Genomic DNA, 16,363 nt, shown 5'->3' with positions numbered 1-16,363 from the left:
TTAACTGGCTTTGGCAAAACCTTTTCGAACCTGGGATCCCCAGCCCGATTTAATTTTAAATAATTTCTTGTAATTCCCCCTAACAGCGGACCACACCACAATTGGGTGGAACAATACAGGTTCAATAATGGCGCAAAGCATGAGGGTTAGTATATCTTTTGTTTTCTTGTATTCATTGTAACTGTATACATCCCATAAAATGGCATAAAACGAAAACATCACGGAGAATAGATATACCATTGCCGTTATGGCCACAAAGAAGTCCCAATTTAATATGCCTAGATATATGAATAGGATAATACTGAAAAAGCCAAAAAATTCCATTAGAGGAGCCAACCACTCATAAAAGAACCAATACGGATAACTCAATAAGCCCAACCGGCCATATTTAGAATTAAAGAACATGTCTTTGTGCTTGAACAAAGTCTCCAAGTTGCCCCTGGCCCATCTATCTCTTTGGTTAACTAGTATTTTAAGGTCTTCTGGAACTTCTGTCCAACATAATGGATCAGGAATATATTCTATGGTGTATGGCTCTTTGCGGTCATGCATATATCTACGCATCTTAAAAACGATTTCCATATCCTCTCCCACGGTTCCCGTATCATAGCCACCAACGGCCATAGCTATTTCTCTATCAAAAAAACCAAAAGCTCCGGAAATAATCAAAAGACTATCTATACTGCCCCAGGCCATTCTTCCCAAAATAAAAGAGCGAGTATACTCCAATAACTGAAATCGTGCCAACCAATTGGTAGGCAAACGTATTTCTTCTAACTGCCCGCCTTCTATTACACAGGAATTGGCAACCCGTATAACACCGCCTACGGCAATCACCCTTTTTTCGGAACGTTGATAAAATGATTTAACCACGTGCAACAAAGCGTCTGGAAGCAGAAGGCAATCTACATCTATACAACCTACATAGCGGTTAGTGGAAAGCGCCATGCCCGTATTCAATGCATCTGACTTTCCTCCGTTTTCTTTATCAATAACCGTTAGTTTGGAAAAGGCCCTATGTGGGGATTTATAAATACCACGAATGGGTTTGTTCTTCCAATTAGGATCTATTTTTTGCTCTATTTTTACAAGGTCATACGCATCTATCATCTTTTGAAGCGTGTCATCCTTACTACCGTCATTAACGACCATAACCTCATAGTTTACGTAGCGAAGGGACATAAGCGAACGTATATTCTCAACAATGGTCATTCCTTCGTTATAAGCAGGCGCTATAATAGTTATACTTGGCGACAAAGGTGATGCCATAACTTTTGAAAGGTTCCCAAAACTGTTCTTCTTTCTGTAATGGATAGAATTTCTAGTAGATAAAATTCCCATTAAGGTAAATAATGTAAATAGAATGACAGTAAACATCAAGAAAACGATGTTTATGTAATCCAAAACAATATTAAAGAATGTACTATCCATTTAATTTACCTATCAATTTTCTAGGTAAATCTCTAATGCTCGTAAAAAATGAGCTCTCATCCAAACCTACTTCTGTAACCTCCACCTCAATATCCAATACTTTCTCATCATACTTCTTATCCAACACTTCCGTATCTATCAATTCAAAATCAAAATCAGAAATAAGAGTGTCCTGAGCTGAGGTAACCGGTTTTTGAAGAGGAATATTCTTCTTTTTTGATTTAGAATCATCAAAGGGTTCTAAAAGTGAAAGGTCTATAGGCAGTTCTCCCACGGGTTTTGGGAGCAGGTCTTTTTCGAATTCAGTTTTTCTTGATACTTTTTCCACCAAAAGTTTTAAGACTTCCTGTGCCCTTTCCCTAATTTTTAAATTTGAGCTGTCCAAGAGCGTATCTAGAAAAGCAATTTCTTTTTCGTCTCCTACATAAACAATCTCATCTAGAAGCACCATCTTAGATTCGTCATCAATATTCTTGAACAAATCTGCAAACACATTAAAAGCGGGCAAATCTATGGTGGGTTCCTCTAGTGGCTCACTAATGGTTTTGTTTCCGTTACCAGTATATGAAAATCGTTCAATAAGGCTATTGATACGATCTTTAATGAAGCTTTTATTCTCTTCTGCTAAAAGTTCTTGTAATAAAGGTACCTCACGATGATCACCCATTTCTTCCAAATCATCAAGCAAGCCCATCATATAAGCTTCATGTTCATTGTAATAAATCGGTTCCGGAATTAAATCTGCATAAGGCTTGGTACTATCTTCTGTTTCAATGTCACGAAGTTCATTTTCGGCCATTAACCATGAAATGACGTCTTCAGACCCCTTAACGATGTGAGGTTCATCCATATCATTTTCCTCTTCTGAAATTTCTTCATTTTCAATAGGTTCCAAATTTTCTGTATTTTCAAACTGAACTTCAAAATCAGATAAGGTGTAGCCTTCTAGGCTATTTAAATCCTCAGAATCTTTTATTTCTGTATTTTCATCTGGCACCACCTGTTCATCCAATACTTCGTTGTCCATTACAATTGGCAGAAAATCCAGTTCGTTTACTTCATTTAACAATTCCGGAGAATCTTTAATATCAGTTTGATCCGTTGATACTTCCTCATTATAAACTTCCACTTCATTTTTACCATCAATTACTATAGGAAGAAAGTCAACTGTAGAAATATCAAAATCTAGATGCTCTGGAGGTGCTTTGGTTCCTGTTGTAGAACTGACGATTTCGTATTCAACATCAATACTTCTTATGTCTAGGCTGCTATTATCTGAATCGGCCATGGGTTTGTATTTTGTTATAGTTTGGTTAAGGTGTGTTTCGGTTATAGTTACTATCGGCAAAAAGTCGAATCTTAAAGAGGATTTTGAGAATGTTTCCCCACCAGCACTAGTTAATTCTTTGTGAATAAATGTTACGATTACAGGGTCTATTACCATCATTTCGGTAATTTCTGTCACTTCAATTTTCTTTGGAGAAGGTACTTTATGCTCGGCATTTGGAGGAATGTTCTTAATCACCTGAAGCTGTACTTCTTTTTCCTCTTCTAAATGCTCCTCATCTTTTGTTTCCTGGGCAATCACATCTGATAGCCTATCAATCTGGATATCCTCCTCTTCTGAATTTTCAAGAGGCCTAATAGTTTGATCGTTTTTTTGTTCTTCTAAAACATGATTCAGCTCTAAATTCTCAATATTCCCTGTTTCCTGCATCTCCTCTACCTTCTTGATAGGAGCTTGAACGATTTCAGGTAAGGATTTTTCAACATTTTCAATATTCTTAGGGGGAATTTCTTCCTCAAAATCGGCTATATAAGCTTTTGACTTTTCTATGTTTTCATAAGGCATAACCGTATCGGGAGCTATTGTATTTATTGCAGCTAAGGCCTTACTGGATACGGAAAAATTACTTTCATTTCTTGCTGAGGTTTTTAAAAAACCAATGTCTTCTATACTCCCGAGATCAGCTATTGCACCCAATACTGCAATCTTACTGTCCGTATTACACTTTTTGAACACAGCTTTAAGAGTTGGTATGGATTCTACCACATAAAATTCTTTAATACAGCCAATTGCCTCATTTCTAATTTGGTTGTCCTTATGCTTTACCAACTCTATTAGTGAAGTATTTGCATCATTCTGGTTGTAATACTTTATTAGCCTTAAGGCAAAAAGAACCACATGTTTGTTTTTTGAAGTCAACCACATTCTAAATCTAGGCGGCTGAAAATTTTCCTGATTGCGGATTACATCCAATAATTTCAGCTGCTGCCATTCTGATATTCTGTAGCGTGTGGTGTCTAGAAAATAATTTATCCCTTCGGGTTTTAAGGTAACCGTAGCTATTTCTGCTTGTTTCCTAATAGTGCTTTTTCTATGGTTTATGAATTTGGTAATGAATCCATAAGCAGTTTCTACTCGCATTTGGGTGAGTTCCAAAATACCTTTAGAAACAATTTCCCAATGCCAACTTTTAAGTTTGTCGAAAGCATCTTTTTCCAAACCTAAATCTTGGTAAAGGTTAAAAAGTCTTATCTGGGTATCTCCAGAAACATCTTTTCTTAAATCCATAAGAACCTCCACAAGAATTTTTCTATTGAAGTTATCTTTAAGAAGTTCTCTAATTTCGATTTTTAAAGAGATGTAATTAGATTTCTCTCCCTTATCAGCATCTTCCTCGTGAAATAAAAACTCACTGATCATAGGAGAGAGTTCTTTCTTGCGTTGTTTGGTAAGTGCTGCGGTAGAAGTTATTCTGTTTCTAAAAAAGAAAATAAAAGCAAAGTAAACTAAAGCCAGCCCAGTAAAGAATATAGATAACCCCCACAGAAGTTCCGTGTCTATTTTAGGTGCCGTTATAAAAGCTACCCCATAATATGTGTTATAGGTCTTTAGCAAATTAAATTTTATTCAGTTCGCGGGCAACGCGCACCAAAAGCTCCGATGGACTTACCGGTTTTGATATAAAGTCGTTTGCCCCCAGTTCAAATGCATTTAGAACGTTTTCTTCGTTTCCCGCAGATGATATTATAATGATTGGTATTTGAGATTTCAGTTCTTTCCGTACATAAGCAATAAGCTCCATACCTGAGAAATAGGGCATCATAATATCACTTACGATTATATCTGGCATTTGTTGCTCCAAATATTCCTTTACCTCCTTGCCGTTGGCACTATGGCTCACCTCGTATCCTCCTTTCTTTAATCGAAAGTTGAGTAATGACGCCAGTAGCTCATCGTCTTCTGCTAACAATAATCGCTTTTTGGTCATTGTAAGAGATTTAGCTATTTGTCAACTCAACATAAGCATTGTCCAATGCCTTCTTCACTTTAGGAAATTCATCATTAAAACACTTACAAAGAAATTCCAGATGCTTAGGGTCTTTATCTAGCTTACAGCCCTTTTGTATCTGAATTATCAAATCAAGAAGACCATCTGTACGCATCATGGCCAATCCGGCTTTTACTTTATGTGCCGCTAGATCTAATTGTTCAAAATCTTCGCTCTGAAGATGTAATTTAGCTGCTCCCATGAACTCTAAGGCGTTTCCTATGAAAAGAGTTATTAGCTCACGTAAAAGGCTCATTTCGCCCATACATTCCTCTAGAATAAGGCTTAAATCTATTTGAGTATCTAATTTTTGGTTGCTATTGTTCTTTCCTTTTAGAATTAAAACATCTTTTTTATCCATAGCGCTTTCAATTTTAAGATCCTTTAAAACATTACCATATGATTTATGATGCTCAACAATAGCTTCATAAGTCTCGATATCTAATTCGGGGTATGCATTTTCAAACTCAATGGTCCTAATAGCAGATTTTTTCTCCCGACCAGTATTACTGGGGGCATTGGGCTTCTCCTTGGAAAGGAACACCAATTCCAAAAGGTTCTTTTTAAAGTGCTGGAAAGATATTTTTAGATGAAAAGCCTCTTCTGTAGTTAATTTTTCAGCTGAAAAATCATTTAAGTGAGACTCTAAATCCGTTAATTGGAAAAGTAGGTTTTTCGTTTTCAATTTGGATAGTTTAGGTTAATAAGAAAGGGACTGATATTTTACTATTTTTTCATTACTTCATTTATAAATATCTTAATTAAAATATGCTCTTAAAGTAAAATTCTCTTTTTAGTTAAGTGTGGGCAACTTTATGTTCTCTAGAAGCCCATTAATGTTGTCAAAGTGCTTAAATTGGATGTTTAAACCCTATCAATATGAAGCATTTTATCTATTTATTAAGTATCCTATCCGTCATGTCCTGTGCCCAAACCAACAAGAAAACACAAGAAACACCCTCTGAAACCGTAGAGGAGAAAGCTAAGAGAATCCATGAAAAAGTAGTTACGATAGATACGCATAACGACATCAATGTCAACAACTTCACCCATACGCTCAACTATACACAACGTCTGGAAACACAGATAAATCTACCCAAAATGAAAGAAGGTGGTTTGGATGTTACTTGGCTTATCGTCTATACGGGGCAAGACACGCTAACAAAAGAAGGCTATGCTAAGGCAGAAAAAAATGCGATTTCAAAGTTTGAATCCATTCATCGTTTATGCGAAGAAATAGCTCCAGAAGAAATTGAACTCGCCTTAACTTCCAAGGATGTAAAACGTATACATGCGTCAGGAAAAAAAGTAGCCATGATCGGTGTTGAAAATGCATACCCAATGGGTGATGATCTTACGAACTTTAAGAAGTATTATGATCAAGGGGCGCGTTATATATCCTTGGCACATAATGGTCATAGCCAATTTAGTGATTCCAATACAGGGGAAAAAGATAGTGTATGGCTTCATAATGGTTTAAGTGAACTGGGTCAAAAAGCTATAATAGAGATGAATAGACTTGGTATTATGGTAGACGTATCCCATCCTTCCAAAGAAGCTATAAAACAGATGATCGCTTTATCTAAAGCACCTATAATTGCATCTCATTCTTCCGCTCGGGCCCTGTGCAATCATAGCAGGAACTTGGATGATGAACAATTAAAACTTATGAAAGAAAACGGTGGAGTTGTACAGACCGTTGCTTTTAGCTCTTATCTAAATACTGAAAAAGATGAGGCATACAATGCTTACACCAAAGGTATCTTGGAAAAAGTAGCGGACTCTATGGGACTTGAATGGTATACCCGAGACCAGTTTAGTTCCCTAACTGATGCGCAGAAGGAAACTTTCATGAAGAATTACCCTAAAGTAAAAAAGATCGGAATTTCAATAGCAGATAAGTCTCCAGACGCTCCGCCAATGGTAGATGTATCAGATTTTGTAGACCACATAGACTACATAGTCGATTTAATAGGAATCGACCATGTAGGTATTAGTTCTGATTTTGATGGTGGCGGAGGTATTAAAGGCTGGTCAGATGCCTCTGAAACCTTTAATGTAACCTTAGAGCTTGTAAAACGTGGATATACCGAAGAAGAAATCGCCAAATTATGGGGCGAAAACCTAATGCGTGTATTAGACGAAGTTCAGGCTATTGCCAAAGACATTCAAAAACCTTAATCGTCTGACGCCAATCGGTCTACAACGTATTCAATTTTTGTTTTCCCATGAGGCTTGGGTTTCCCGTTTTCGCCAAGGTTCACCATTATAATATTGTCAACCGTAACGATAGTCTCATGGGTCATTTTGTTTCTGACCTCACAGTTCAAGGTTAATGAGGATTTACCGAATTTTACAACCTCCATACCAATCTCAACAATATCACCCTTTACAGCAGAACTCATAAAGTTGATTTCTGACATGTATTTGGTAACTACCTTTTTGCTCTCCAATTGAATTATACTGTATAAAGCAGCCTGTTCATCTATCCAAGCCAATACGCGACCCCCAAATAAGGTTTCGTTAGCATTTAAATCTCCGGGTTTGACCCATTTCCTAGAATGATACCTCATGATACTAATGGTTTAAGTGTGTTGAATTTTGAAGTAAAATTAGGAAAGAAACACTGCTTAAAATAGTTTACCGGTAGAATCTTGCAAGGTTTTTGGGATTTGCAGGTCGGTGTCCCATTTTTTATTCAATTTGGCAATAAATCGCGCCGATAACAAAGGGGACTCCAATTCCATGTTTTGATGCACAAAAAAATGTATATTCCTAAGACCTTGATTTTTCCAACTATCTAATCTTTCTATCCAATCATCCAGACGATTATAATCACTCACATGATTGGCTCCAACATAACGCACAAAGGCTTCATTGTTGGTTAGGCGCATATGGAGCATATCCCTACGTCCAGCGGTATCCACAATAATATTTGCAATATTGTTTTCTTGTAGAAGATGGTACAGTTCCTGGCTCACATTTTCGTTATTGAACCAGTCCGTATGCCTAAATTCCATAGCTAGAGGAAACTCTTTAGGCCAATACTCCACAAAGCGCACTACTCTGTCCCAATTTTTAGGTCCAAAATTGTCATGCATTTGTAAGAATATAGTTCCCAACTTATCTTTTAGGTTAGAAGTATTCTCCAAATACCTATCTAATATGGGCAGGGAGGCTTCGTTTAAGCGCCTAATATGACTTATATCTCTAGAAATCTTTGGAAAAAACGTAAAGCCTTCTGGCGTCTTATCATACCATTTCTCATACTGCTCCCCAGGAAAAATACGATAAAAAGTGGCGTTCAACTCAATACTATTAAACTGAGAACTGTAATATACCAATTCATCTTTTGTACCACGGGGGTAGAAATTCTTAAGATCTTTACGGTTCCACTTCGCACAACCAATAGAAATATGCAGAGGTTGAGCTTTATCGGCACTTGACAAAACTCCCGCAGTAGCTGCATGGTCTTCTGGCAGGGTAAAGTCAATTAGTTCCGGATGCTCTACTTTTCCAAATTTCATTTTAATTCAATTTCTAATATTGCTCTTTTAATTTAAAATACGAAGTCACCCTAAAATAAAAAAGCGGCTATACACGCAGCCGCTTTTATCATAAAACCTTTATACACACTACTTCATTGCTTTTTTTATAATGAAACCAGCTATATTTTTGGCTAGTTTAGCATAGCATTCTGAAATGCGATAACCACTATTATAGTCGTTTCCCATGGCACCATATCCCTGAACATCGGAATACGAACCTTCTAGTAATATATTGGTTGGGTTCGCAGTCTCATAAACGGTGATGATTGCAGATATTTCCGCATTTTTTCTAACTATACCAACATTGTAACCGGCATAAATTTTGGTTGAATGTATTTTCATGGTATAATCGGCATCATCCATTGAAACACTTACCTCTCCGTCATCAAAACGTTTGTTAAAAGATTCAATGAATTTAGGCTCGTAGCGCTCTTCACGATCGGCAAACCATGACTTTTTAAATTCCTCACCTTTACCGGCTTCTTTTTCCTCCCGTTTCGCCATTTTATCAGCTAAAAAATCTTCCTCAGAATCATACTTAGGAATTTCAAGATTGCTGTAGTCGAATTTTAAGGAATAGGCCGAAATGTCTTTCAGGTTTTTGATATCACCTTGACTTACTTTCATTTTCTGAGCATAGGTAGTAGCTGTTACAACCAATAATGCCAATACTAAATGTTTACGCATCTGATAACTGTTTATTACAAAGATTCATATTCAATACAAGATACGAACGTTTCAAAAATGAGCAAACTTTATCGTCTAAAACTACTACTCAACTTTAAAATCGGAAATATTTATAATTAATTTAAAAATTAAAAACTTGTTTTTTAGTGCATTATAAGATTTTATTAAAGTATTACTTCATTACTTGACATATACCGTTTTCCTGTTCAAAAATTCCTTTATGCCATGTGATGAAAGCTCTCTTCCGTAACCCGATATACCCACTCCTCCAAATGGCAATCTTGGGTCACTTTTAACTAATTCATTAACAAAAACCGCACCTTCATTAAGTTTAGGAACGAGGTCTTTTACCCGCTCATTATTTGAAGTAAAGATGCTCACACCCAATCCAAAAACCGAACTATTGGAAAGTTCTACCGCCTCCTGATCCGTGTCAAATGTGGTAATTCCAATAGCTGGGCCAAAGGTTTCTTCTTTAAAAATTGGCATATCTAAAGTAACATCCGTTAGTATTGTCGGCTCAAAATAAGTGCCTTTCCTATTTCCGCCTAATACCACCTTTGCTCCCATTTCAACAGAACCGGAAACCTGTTTTTCTAGGTCTTCCGCTAAATCTTCCCTTGCCATTACGCCAATGTAAGTTTCCTCATCCATAGGATCGCCAACTATAAATTCTTTAACTCGTTCTATATATAGCTCTGTAAACTCCTTTGCAATGCTTTTATGGACCAGAAGCCTTTTGCCGGCAATACAACTCTGGCCAACGTTTTGAAAACGTGCTTTAGCGCAGGTTTCTATGGTCTCTTTTAAATTGGCATCATCAAATACTATCAAAGCGTTGCTCCCACCTAGTTCTAGGACGGATTTTTTAATGTTATCTCCGGCTATAGATGCAACGGATGCACCCGCCGGTTTACTTCCAGTTAGCGTTACCGCCTTCACCAAGTCATTTTCCAATACCGATTTAATCTTATCGCTACTTAGTACTAAATTTTGGAAACAACCCATTGGAAAACCAACATTTTCAAATACCTCTTGAATCATTTCCGCAGATTTCATGACATTTGAAGCATGTTTTAAAATACCTACATTACCTGCCATTAAATTTGGAGCAGCAAACCTAAATACCTGCCAAAATGGATAGTTCCATGGCATGACCGCCAAAACAACTCCCAAAGGTTGATATTTTACATAGCTAGTTTCCGCATCGGTTTCTATGACTTCATCTTTTAATTGCTCTTCTGCATTTTCAGCATAATACTCACATGCCCATGCACATTTTTCAACCTCTGCTATGGCTTGTGAAATTGGCTTACCCATTTCTTTGGTAATAATCTCAGCGTATTTCCTTTTGTTGCTTTTGAGCTCTTCTGCTGCTTTGACCATCATTTTAGAACGCTCAGCATAAGAGGTCTCTTTCCAATTAAGATGACATTCATGTGCTACTTTAATTTTTTCAACCAACTGACTATCATTCAACTCTTTAAATTCAAACAACTTTTCTCCGTTATAAGGATTTATTGATTCTTTCATCTTTCGTTTTTTTATTATATCAACAAGATTATGGTAGGTGTTCCATTTCCAAAACAAAGTAAATACATTGTCTTAATGTTCATAACCTCGTTAAAAACTAATTTTGACACAAAAAGGCACAGCCCTCTTTATATCTACCTTTATAAAAACCCCTATTATGAGCGATCGATCTCGCAATTTACTAAGTATTCGTCCAGAAATTACTTCCGCCAAGATAACTGACGGCATGAGTGATAACGAAAGGTTTCAAAACCTGACGCTTCGCCCTATTCTTAAGCTCCAAAATTTTATGTTTGTGGCTGTTTTCAAGAATTACATTGCAAAACACAAAAACAGTTTCTACGAGCTTTCACTGGAAAAAAGATTTGAATTCATAGAAAACGCCATTCAAAAGGATATTAAGTTTCGTAATTCCTTGAAAGGAATCGTTATTGGCCAATTCACAGTGGAAGAGTATGAAACCTATATCAAAAACTCTTCTGCTTTAAACAAGCGGATGATGAACATGGTAATAGACCGTCTTAAAGACCAGATTCAACTTTTCGAAGAGAAAGTGCTTCTACAATAAAGATTCCCCATTCAAATTGGTCGTAAGCACATCGCTCATATAATCAAAAAAAGGTCTAATTGCACTGTAGGCCTTATCGACCTCTTCCGCAAAATTGGGAGAAAGCACCTCTTTATCTAAAAGTTTTCGGGTAAAAATGAACTGCTTCTTTTTTATTAAATCAATATCCTTATGCTCCTTGTCAAAGCCTTTGGGAGCAGTTTTAAGCTCATCTCCCTGGAGTTCTCCCCATACCTTTTTGAAAGAACTTTTGGATATAATTTCTCTCATTTCAGAAGCATCCTGTTCCAATTCTTTGCGAATACGCAATAAATCGTGCTTATTGGGATTCCAAAAACCAGTTGCCAAAAATGAATCTCCAGGTTTTATATGTAAATAATAGCCCCCGCGACGTTGGGCACCCGCCCTAGAAAAAGAACCGGCAAGATGTGCCTTATAAGGTGTTTTGTCTTTTGAAAAGCGAACATCCCTGTAAATACGAAACATTTTGGTTTTCTCTATTTCATCATGCGCTCCTAATTTGCCCGCTACAGCCTCAAAAAAAGCTTTTACGCTCTGTTCATGGGTTTTAAACTCCGGTTTGTTTTCGGTAAACCATTCCCTGTTATCATTTTTTTTAAGCTGAATCAGAAAATTGAGTGTTCCTTTCGTAATTATGGGATCTAACATACGACCTAAATGTTGTTATTTTAGATAAAGTTAACCTTTTTAGGAAATCGGCTTTTAGATTTATGAGTAATTTAGCCCTTTCAGCAATCGCATATGGACCATACTTCTATCATTGATAAAATTAATAGGCACAAGAAACAGCCTAATTTAAGATACAGACTTAAAGAAAAAGTTGAAGAGTTTACCAATCTACTCTTTTATACCCTCTTTGATATTGACACGCCTGTAGAAAAAAATCTAGACAAATTAGAAATGCTTTTTGACGATGTGGTTGATTTGGCCTGTTGGGATACTCAAAAGCCCTGTAAAAAAGTTTGGGAAAATTACGTTGAAAAACTTCCTAAAATATTAGAACGTCTTAATCTTGATGCCGAAGCAACTGTAAATTGTGATCCGGCATCTTTATCCGTTGAGGAAGTATATATGGCATATCCTGGATTTTACGCCATTGCCATTTATCGCTTGGCGCATGAACTCTATAATGAGGGTTTTCCTTTGGTCCCAAGATTAATGACTGAATATGCACACCGCCAGACTGGTGTGGATATTAATCCGGGAGCGCAAATAGGTGACTCTTTTCATATTGACCATGGAACAGGAGTGGTTATTGGCGAAACAGCCATTATTAAAGAACATGTGAAAATTTATCAAGGCGTAACTTTAGGCGGGTTGTATGTTGCGAAACATCTGCAAAGCACCAAACGACACCCTACAATTGAAAATAACGTTACGATTTACGCAAACGCAACGATCTTAGGTGGGAAGACGGTTATTGGAGAAAACTCTATTATTGGTGGTAATGCATGGTTAACAGCTTCTGTTCCTGCAAATTCTACTGTTTTTCATACGCCTGATATTAAAATTAAAACCCTACCTAATGTCTCATAGTATCCTAGACCTAATCGGTAATACCCCTTTGGTTGAATCCAAGGTATTGAACAAAAATCCTAATGTTACCCTATATTTTAAAATGGAAGGCCACAATCCCGGCGGAAGCGTTAAGGATCGTGCCGCTTTTAACATGATTAAAAATGGACTTGAGCGAGGGGATTTTGATAAAAATTCAAAACTTATCGAAGCTACAAGCGGGAACACGGGTATTGCATTGGCTATGATTGCTGGTATTTATGGTTTAGATATAGAATTGGTAATGTCAGAAAATAGTACAATAGAACGTGTAAAGACCATGCGTGCTTACGGAGCAAAAGTTACCCTTACCCCTGCCGATGTTGGTATTGAAGGAGCAAGGGATTATGCCGAAGCAAAGGTGAAAAATGAAGGATATGTAATGATGAACCAATTTTCTAACAATGATAACTGGAAAGCACATTACAAATCTACAGGACCAGAAATCTGGAGAGATACAGGTAATAAGGTAACCCACTTTGTTTCTGCTATGGGAACCACGGGAACTATTATGGGCACTTCCACCTATCTAAAAGAACAAAATTCCGATATTCAGATTGTTGGTGTTCAACCTACCGATGAATCTAGCATTCCTGGCATTAGAAAGTGGCCTAAAGAATATCTTCCGAAAATTTTTGATGCTAAAAAAGTAGACCAAACGATTGAGGTTAGCCAAGAGGAAGCTAGGGAAATGGCGAAGAGGTTGGCCAAGGAGGAAGGCATTTTTTCTGGAATGAGTAGTGGCGGTGCAGCAGCGGCAGCATTACGACTTGCCGAAACACTACAAAGCGGGATAATAGTTTCCATTGTTTGTGACCGGGGAGACCGTTACCTTTCATCTGACCTATTCGATTAACAGGCCTTCAGAATATTCGTTCTTTAATCTAACACCTTACTCATCCCCTCTTTAAAGACCTGAAAATCCTGAAGATAATTATGTCCTGCATCAGAGATACTAAAAAGTTCTTTATTGTTTCCAGGTATAGCCCCATACAGTTTTTTCGCAGATTCATAAGGAATTACTCTGTCTTCCTTTCCGTGGAAAATATAAACAGGACAGTCCACATGTTGAATATATTCATGAGAGGGAAATCTAAACTTGGACAACCAATCTATAGGTAAAAATGGAAAGCGATGTTTACCAAGGGTTACAGCGCTATAAAACGGAGATTCCAAAACCAATTTCTCCGGTTTATTATTGGATGCTAACCAAGTTGCGATTCCGGAGCCAAATGAACGTCCGTAAACTAAGATCTCGTCTTCGCCATACATTTCCTTGGCATAGTCATAAAACAGCTGTGCATCATCGTATAGCGCTTGTTCGCTCATAATACCGGTGCTTTTACCGAAAGTTCTATAATCTACCAGAATAGATTCATATCCCTTTTGAGAAAAAAGATTGGCTACGTGTATAAGATGAGAAATATTACCCGAATTTCCATGAAAATAAACAACGACGCCTTTTGAACTGTCTTGTTTTATATGCACTGCATTTAATTTGGCGCCGTCCTTGGCAGTTAAATTAAACTCTTTAAAATCCTGACAAAAATCGTAAGTATGATTAAGTGGCATTGTTGATGGAAAGAATACTAATCGCTCTTGATATTTATAAGCTATGACCGTAATTAAAACATATAAAATTGTAAGTATTAATCCCCATTTTTTTAATCTTCGCATGAAGTACTAAGTTTTGTTAGTGCTAATTATTTTGAAAAAATACAAATAACAATATGAAAGAGAGAGGCACTATCACAACCAATTTTTCCTCTTAAAATATATCATCATACCTATAAAGAGCGCTATCATAAGCCCCCAAACATAATAATAACCGTATTTAAAATGAAGTTCTGGCATGTTTTCAAAGTTCATTCCATAGATACCCGCAATAAATGTAAGCGGAATAAAAATAGAAGCCATTATGGTCAAGACCTTCATGACCTCATTCATCTTATTACTCATATTGCTCATATACATTTCCATGAGACTCATAGACATTTCCCTATAAATTTGGATACTTTCATTAATTTCCAAAGAATGATCAAGGGCATCTCTAAGAAAAACTTTGGTATCCTTAGTAATTAAAGAATTCTCTGTATCAATCAAACGACTGATTAATTCTTTTACAGGAAAAATCCAACGTCTAATTCGTAAAACCTCCTTTTTGATTTGTTGAATTTCTTGGGCAATCTCCGGCGTAGGATTGTCATATACAACTTCTTCCAAGGACTCTATTTTATGATTTAAATGTTCTAGAACTACAAAGTAATTATCCACAATAGCATCAATCAACGCGAATAACAAGTAATCGGACCCCCTAGTTCGTATACGGCCCGATTTACTTTTAATTCGTTGTCTTACCCCTTTAAAAACATCATCGTCCATTTCTTGAAAAACCAGCACACACCCTTCCATTAATACCATTGCTACATGTTCGTATACGATTTCTTGTTCTTCATTTATATACAGCATTTTAAAAACACTGAAAATATAATCCTCATACTCATCAATTTTTGGTCTTTGGTGGGTATCCACAATATCTTCTAAAACAAGAGGGTTAAGACCAAATCGTTTTCCTATTTTATCTATAAAAACTTCATCGCTAATACCTACTATATCAATCCATGAAATTTCAGGTAATTCTTTGTGGGCTACTATGGCATCTATATCTCCTGGAATATGTTCATTATAGATTTGTTCGTTATACTCAAGAATATTTACAACACTAGTGCCTCCCTCCCTTCTACCCATGTAGGTAATAGTTCCAGGAGCCTTGCCCATTTTCTTCTGAAATTTGGATGCTTTCTTTGGAAGTATTTTCCCTAACCTTTTTCGTCTTGCCATGAACAGAATAGTTTTTATAAATATAATAAGAAGCGTAGAATTAGATTTCCTGATCAATAAATTGCAGGTCGTGCAAAAGAAGTCCTGACCCTGGTGCCACATATGTAAGCTTCATGGTACTTTGCGGTTGTAAGGAATCTTGGATGTCCGCAATGGACAATTCCCCTTTCCCTAGTTGAATTAAGGCTCCCATCATCATGCGTATCTGATATCTCATAAAACCTTTACCACTAACATGCAAGGCGTAACTTTTTTTTGGAAAGAAATTAGCTTTTAAAAGTTCGTTTTCCTTTAATTCACAAGAGATTATGGTACGTACTGTTTTAGTGTTTTCTTGGAGTCTTGCCGTGTAAGTTTGAAAATTATGAGTTCCTTGAAAAAAACTAGCTGCTTTGGTCATTATGTCTATGTCAAGTTCCTCTAAAATATTAGCCAGGAAAGGAGCGCAAAAAGGGTGGTTTTTTTGGCCATGCGAAAATAAGTAAACGTATTCCTTAACCTTTGCATCTTGAATAATATTAAAAGCACTATTCGTTTCCGTAATAGCCAACACCCTTATATCTGGTGGAAGGTTCTTATTGAAGATTTTTAGAAACGAGTCCATATTAACCAAAGGTTCTTCTTCAATAAACAATTCAAAAACCATATTGGAGGCAGAAACTTTGGCATCTGTACGACCGGCTCCTAAAATTTTAAACTTGGTACCACCCAATATAAACTTCAAGGTTTTGGATAGCATTGACTCAACCGTTTTTTGACCAGGTTGTTTTTGCCATCCACTATACCGAAAGCCTAAATATTGAAGACGAACCAAATAACAATAACGGGGTATTTGCATGCAATTG

The 16,363-nt window shown here is 36.7% G+C and carries 16 protein-coding genes; 4 read left to right on the top strand and 12 right to left on the bottom strand.

Going from position 1 to position 16,363, the window contains the following annotated elements; all coding sequences use genetic code 11:
* From KO521_RS06855 to KO521_RS06840, 4 genes are read right to left on the bottom strand one after another with little or no spacing between them, the layout of a single operon-like run.
* Positions 1-1,431: a glycosyltransferase family 2 protein gene (locus tag KO521_RS06855; protein WP_215939158.1), complete on the bottom strand. Its 1,431-nt coding sequence runs from the start codon at positions 1,429-1,431 to the stop codon at positions 1-3.
* The gene (locus tag KO521_RS06850; RefSeq protein WP_215939157.1) at positions 1,424-4,333 is read right to left on the bottom strand and encodes a HEAT repeat domain-containing protein; all 2,910 of its coding nucleotides are present in this window, start codon (positions 4,331-4,333) and stop codon (positions 1,424-1,426) included. The genes KO521_RS06855 and KO521_RS06850 overlap by 8 nt, the downstream gene beginning before the upstream one ends.
* A 1-nt stretch (position 4,334) precedes the next feature.
* A complete protein-coding gene (locus tag KO521_RS06845; RefSeq protein ID WP_215939156.1) occupies positions 4,335-4,706 on the bottom strand; it encodes a response regulator in 372 nt (123 codons plus the stop codon).
* 10 nt (positions 4,707-4,716) lie between these two features.
* Positions 4,717-5,451 (bottom strand): Hpt domain-containing protein, encoded by a 735-nt coding sequence (locus KO521_RS06840; RefSeq protein ID WP_215939155.1) that lies wholly within the window; start codon positions 5,449-5,451, stop codon positions 4,717-4,719.
* A gap of 194 nt (positions 5,452-5,645) precedes the next feature.
* Between KO521_RS06840 and KO521_RS06835 the strand changes: the two genes are divergently transcribed.
* Positions 5,646-6,947, top strand: coding sequence for a dipeptidase (locus KO521_RS06835; protein ID WP_215939154.1), 1,302 nt, complete (start codon positions 5,646-5,648; stop codon positions 6,945-6,947).
* Here the strand turns inward: KO521_RS06835 and KO521_RS06830 are convergent.
* The 4 genes from KO521_RS06830 to KO521_RS06815 all read right to left on the bottom strand — a co-directional run bounded on the left by KO521_RS06830 (position 6,944) and on the right by KO521_RS06815 (position 10,534).
* A complete protein-coding gene (locus KO521_RS06830; protein ID WP_215939153.1) occupies positions 6,944-7,339 on the bottom strand; it encodes an acyl-CoA thioesterase in 396 nt (131 codons plus the stop codon). The two genes, KO521_RS06835 and KO521_RS06830, sit on opposite strands and share 4 nt — an antisense overlap.
* 57 nt (positions 7,340-7,396) lie before the next feature.
* Positions 7,397-8,293 (bottom strand): DUF72 domain-containing protein, encoded by an 897-nt coding sequence (locus tag KO521_RS06825; protein ID WP_215939152.1) that lies wholly within the window; start codon positions 8,291-8,293, stop codon positions 7,397-7,399.
* Between the two features lie 108 nt (positions 8,294-8,401).
* Positions 8,402-9,001 carry a hypothetical protein gene (locus KO521_RS06820; RefSeq protein WP_215939151.1) on the bottom strand — a complete coding sequence of 200 codons (600 nt, stop codon included), beginning with the start codon at positions 8,999-9,001 and terminating at the stop codon, positions 8,402-8,404.
* 180 nt (positions 9,002-9,181) lie between these two features.
* Positions 9,182-10,534, bottom strand: coding sequence for an NAD-dependent succinate-semialdehyde dehydrogenase (locus KO521_RS06815; protein WP_215939150.1), 1,353 nt, complete (start codon positions 10,532-10,534; stop codon positions 9,182-9,184).
* Positions 10,535-10,691: 157 nt separating this feature from the next.
* Between KO521_RS06815 and KO521_RS06810 the strand changes: the two genes are divergently transcribed.
* Positions 10,692-11,102, top strand: coding sequence for a glyoxalase (locus KO521_RS06810; protein WP_215939149.1), 411 nt, complete (start codon positions 10,692-10,694; stop codon positions 11,100-11,102).
* Here the strand turns inward: KO521_RS06810 and KO521_RS06805 are convergent.
* On the bottom strand, positions 11,094-11,771 hold the full coding sequence (locus KO521_RS06805; protein WP_215939148.1) for a DUF2461 domain-containing protein: 678 nt from the start codon (positions 11,769-11,771) through the stop codon (positions 11,094-11,096). The genes KO521_RS06810 and KO521_RS06805 overlap by 9 nt on opposite strands.
* A 93-nt stretch (positions 11,772-11,864) precedes the next feature.
* Here KO521_RS06805 and epsC point away from each other — a divergent pair, with 93 nt between their 5' ends.
* Together epsC and cysM are read left to right on the top strand one after the other, a co-directional pair.
* The gene (epsC, locus tag KO521_RS06800) at positions 11,865-12,659 is read left to right on the top strand and encodes a serine O-acetyltransferase EpsC (RefSeq protein WP_215939147.1); all 795 of its coding nucleotides are present in this window, start codon (positions 11,865-11,867) and stop codon (positions 12,657-12,659) included.
* On the top strand, positions 12,649-13,533 hold the full coding sequence (gene cysM, locus KO521_RS06795; RefSeq protein ID WP_215939146.1) for a cysteine synthase CysM: 885 nt from the start codon (positions 12,649-12,651) through the stop codon (positions 13,531-13,533). Before epsC ends, cysM begins: the two co-directional genes overlap by 11 nt.
* 23 nt (positions 13,534-13,556) lie before the next feature.
* Here the strand turns inward: cysM and KO521_RS06790 are convergent, their stop codons facing one another.
* The 3 genes from KO521_RS06790 to truA form a co-directional block, all read right to left on the bottom strand.
* Entirely contained in the window at positions 13,557-14,354 is a 798-nt protein-coding gene (locus KO521_RS06790; RefSeq protein WP_215939145.1) for an alpha/beta hydrolase, read from the bottom strand.
* Positions 14,355-14,426: 72 nt separating this feature from the next.
* Positions 14,427-15,518, bottom strand: a complete 1,092-nt coding sequence (gene corA / locus KO521_RS06785; RefSeq protein ID WP_215939144.1) for a magnesium/cobalt transporter CorA — start codon at positions 15,516-15,518, stop codon at positions 14,427-14,429.
* A 40-nt stretch (positions 15,519-15,558) separates the two neighbouring features.
* Positions 15,559-16,356, bottom strand: a complete 798-nt coding sequence (gene truA / locus KO521_RS06780) for a tRNA pseudouridine(38-40) synthase TruA (protein ID WP_215939143.1) — start codon at positions 16,354-16,356, stop codon at positions 15,559-15,561.
* Positions 16,357-16,363: the final 7 nt, after the last annotated feature.

Origin of the sequence: Zobellia uliginosa (assembly GCF_018860745.1) — a bacterium.
GTDB lineage: Bacteria > Bacteroidota > Bacteroidia > Flavobacteriales > Flavobacteriaceae > Zobellia > Zobellia uliginosa_B.
This window is presented reverse-complemented; position numbering and strand designations above follow the sequence as displayed.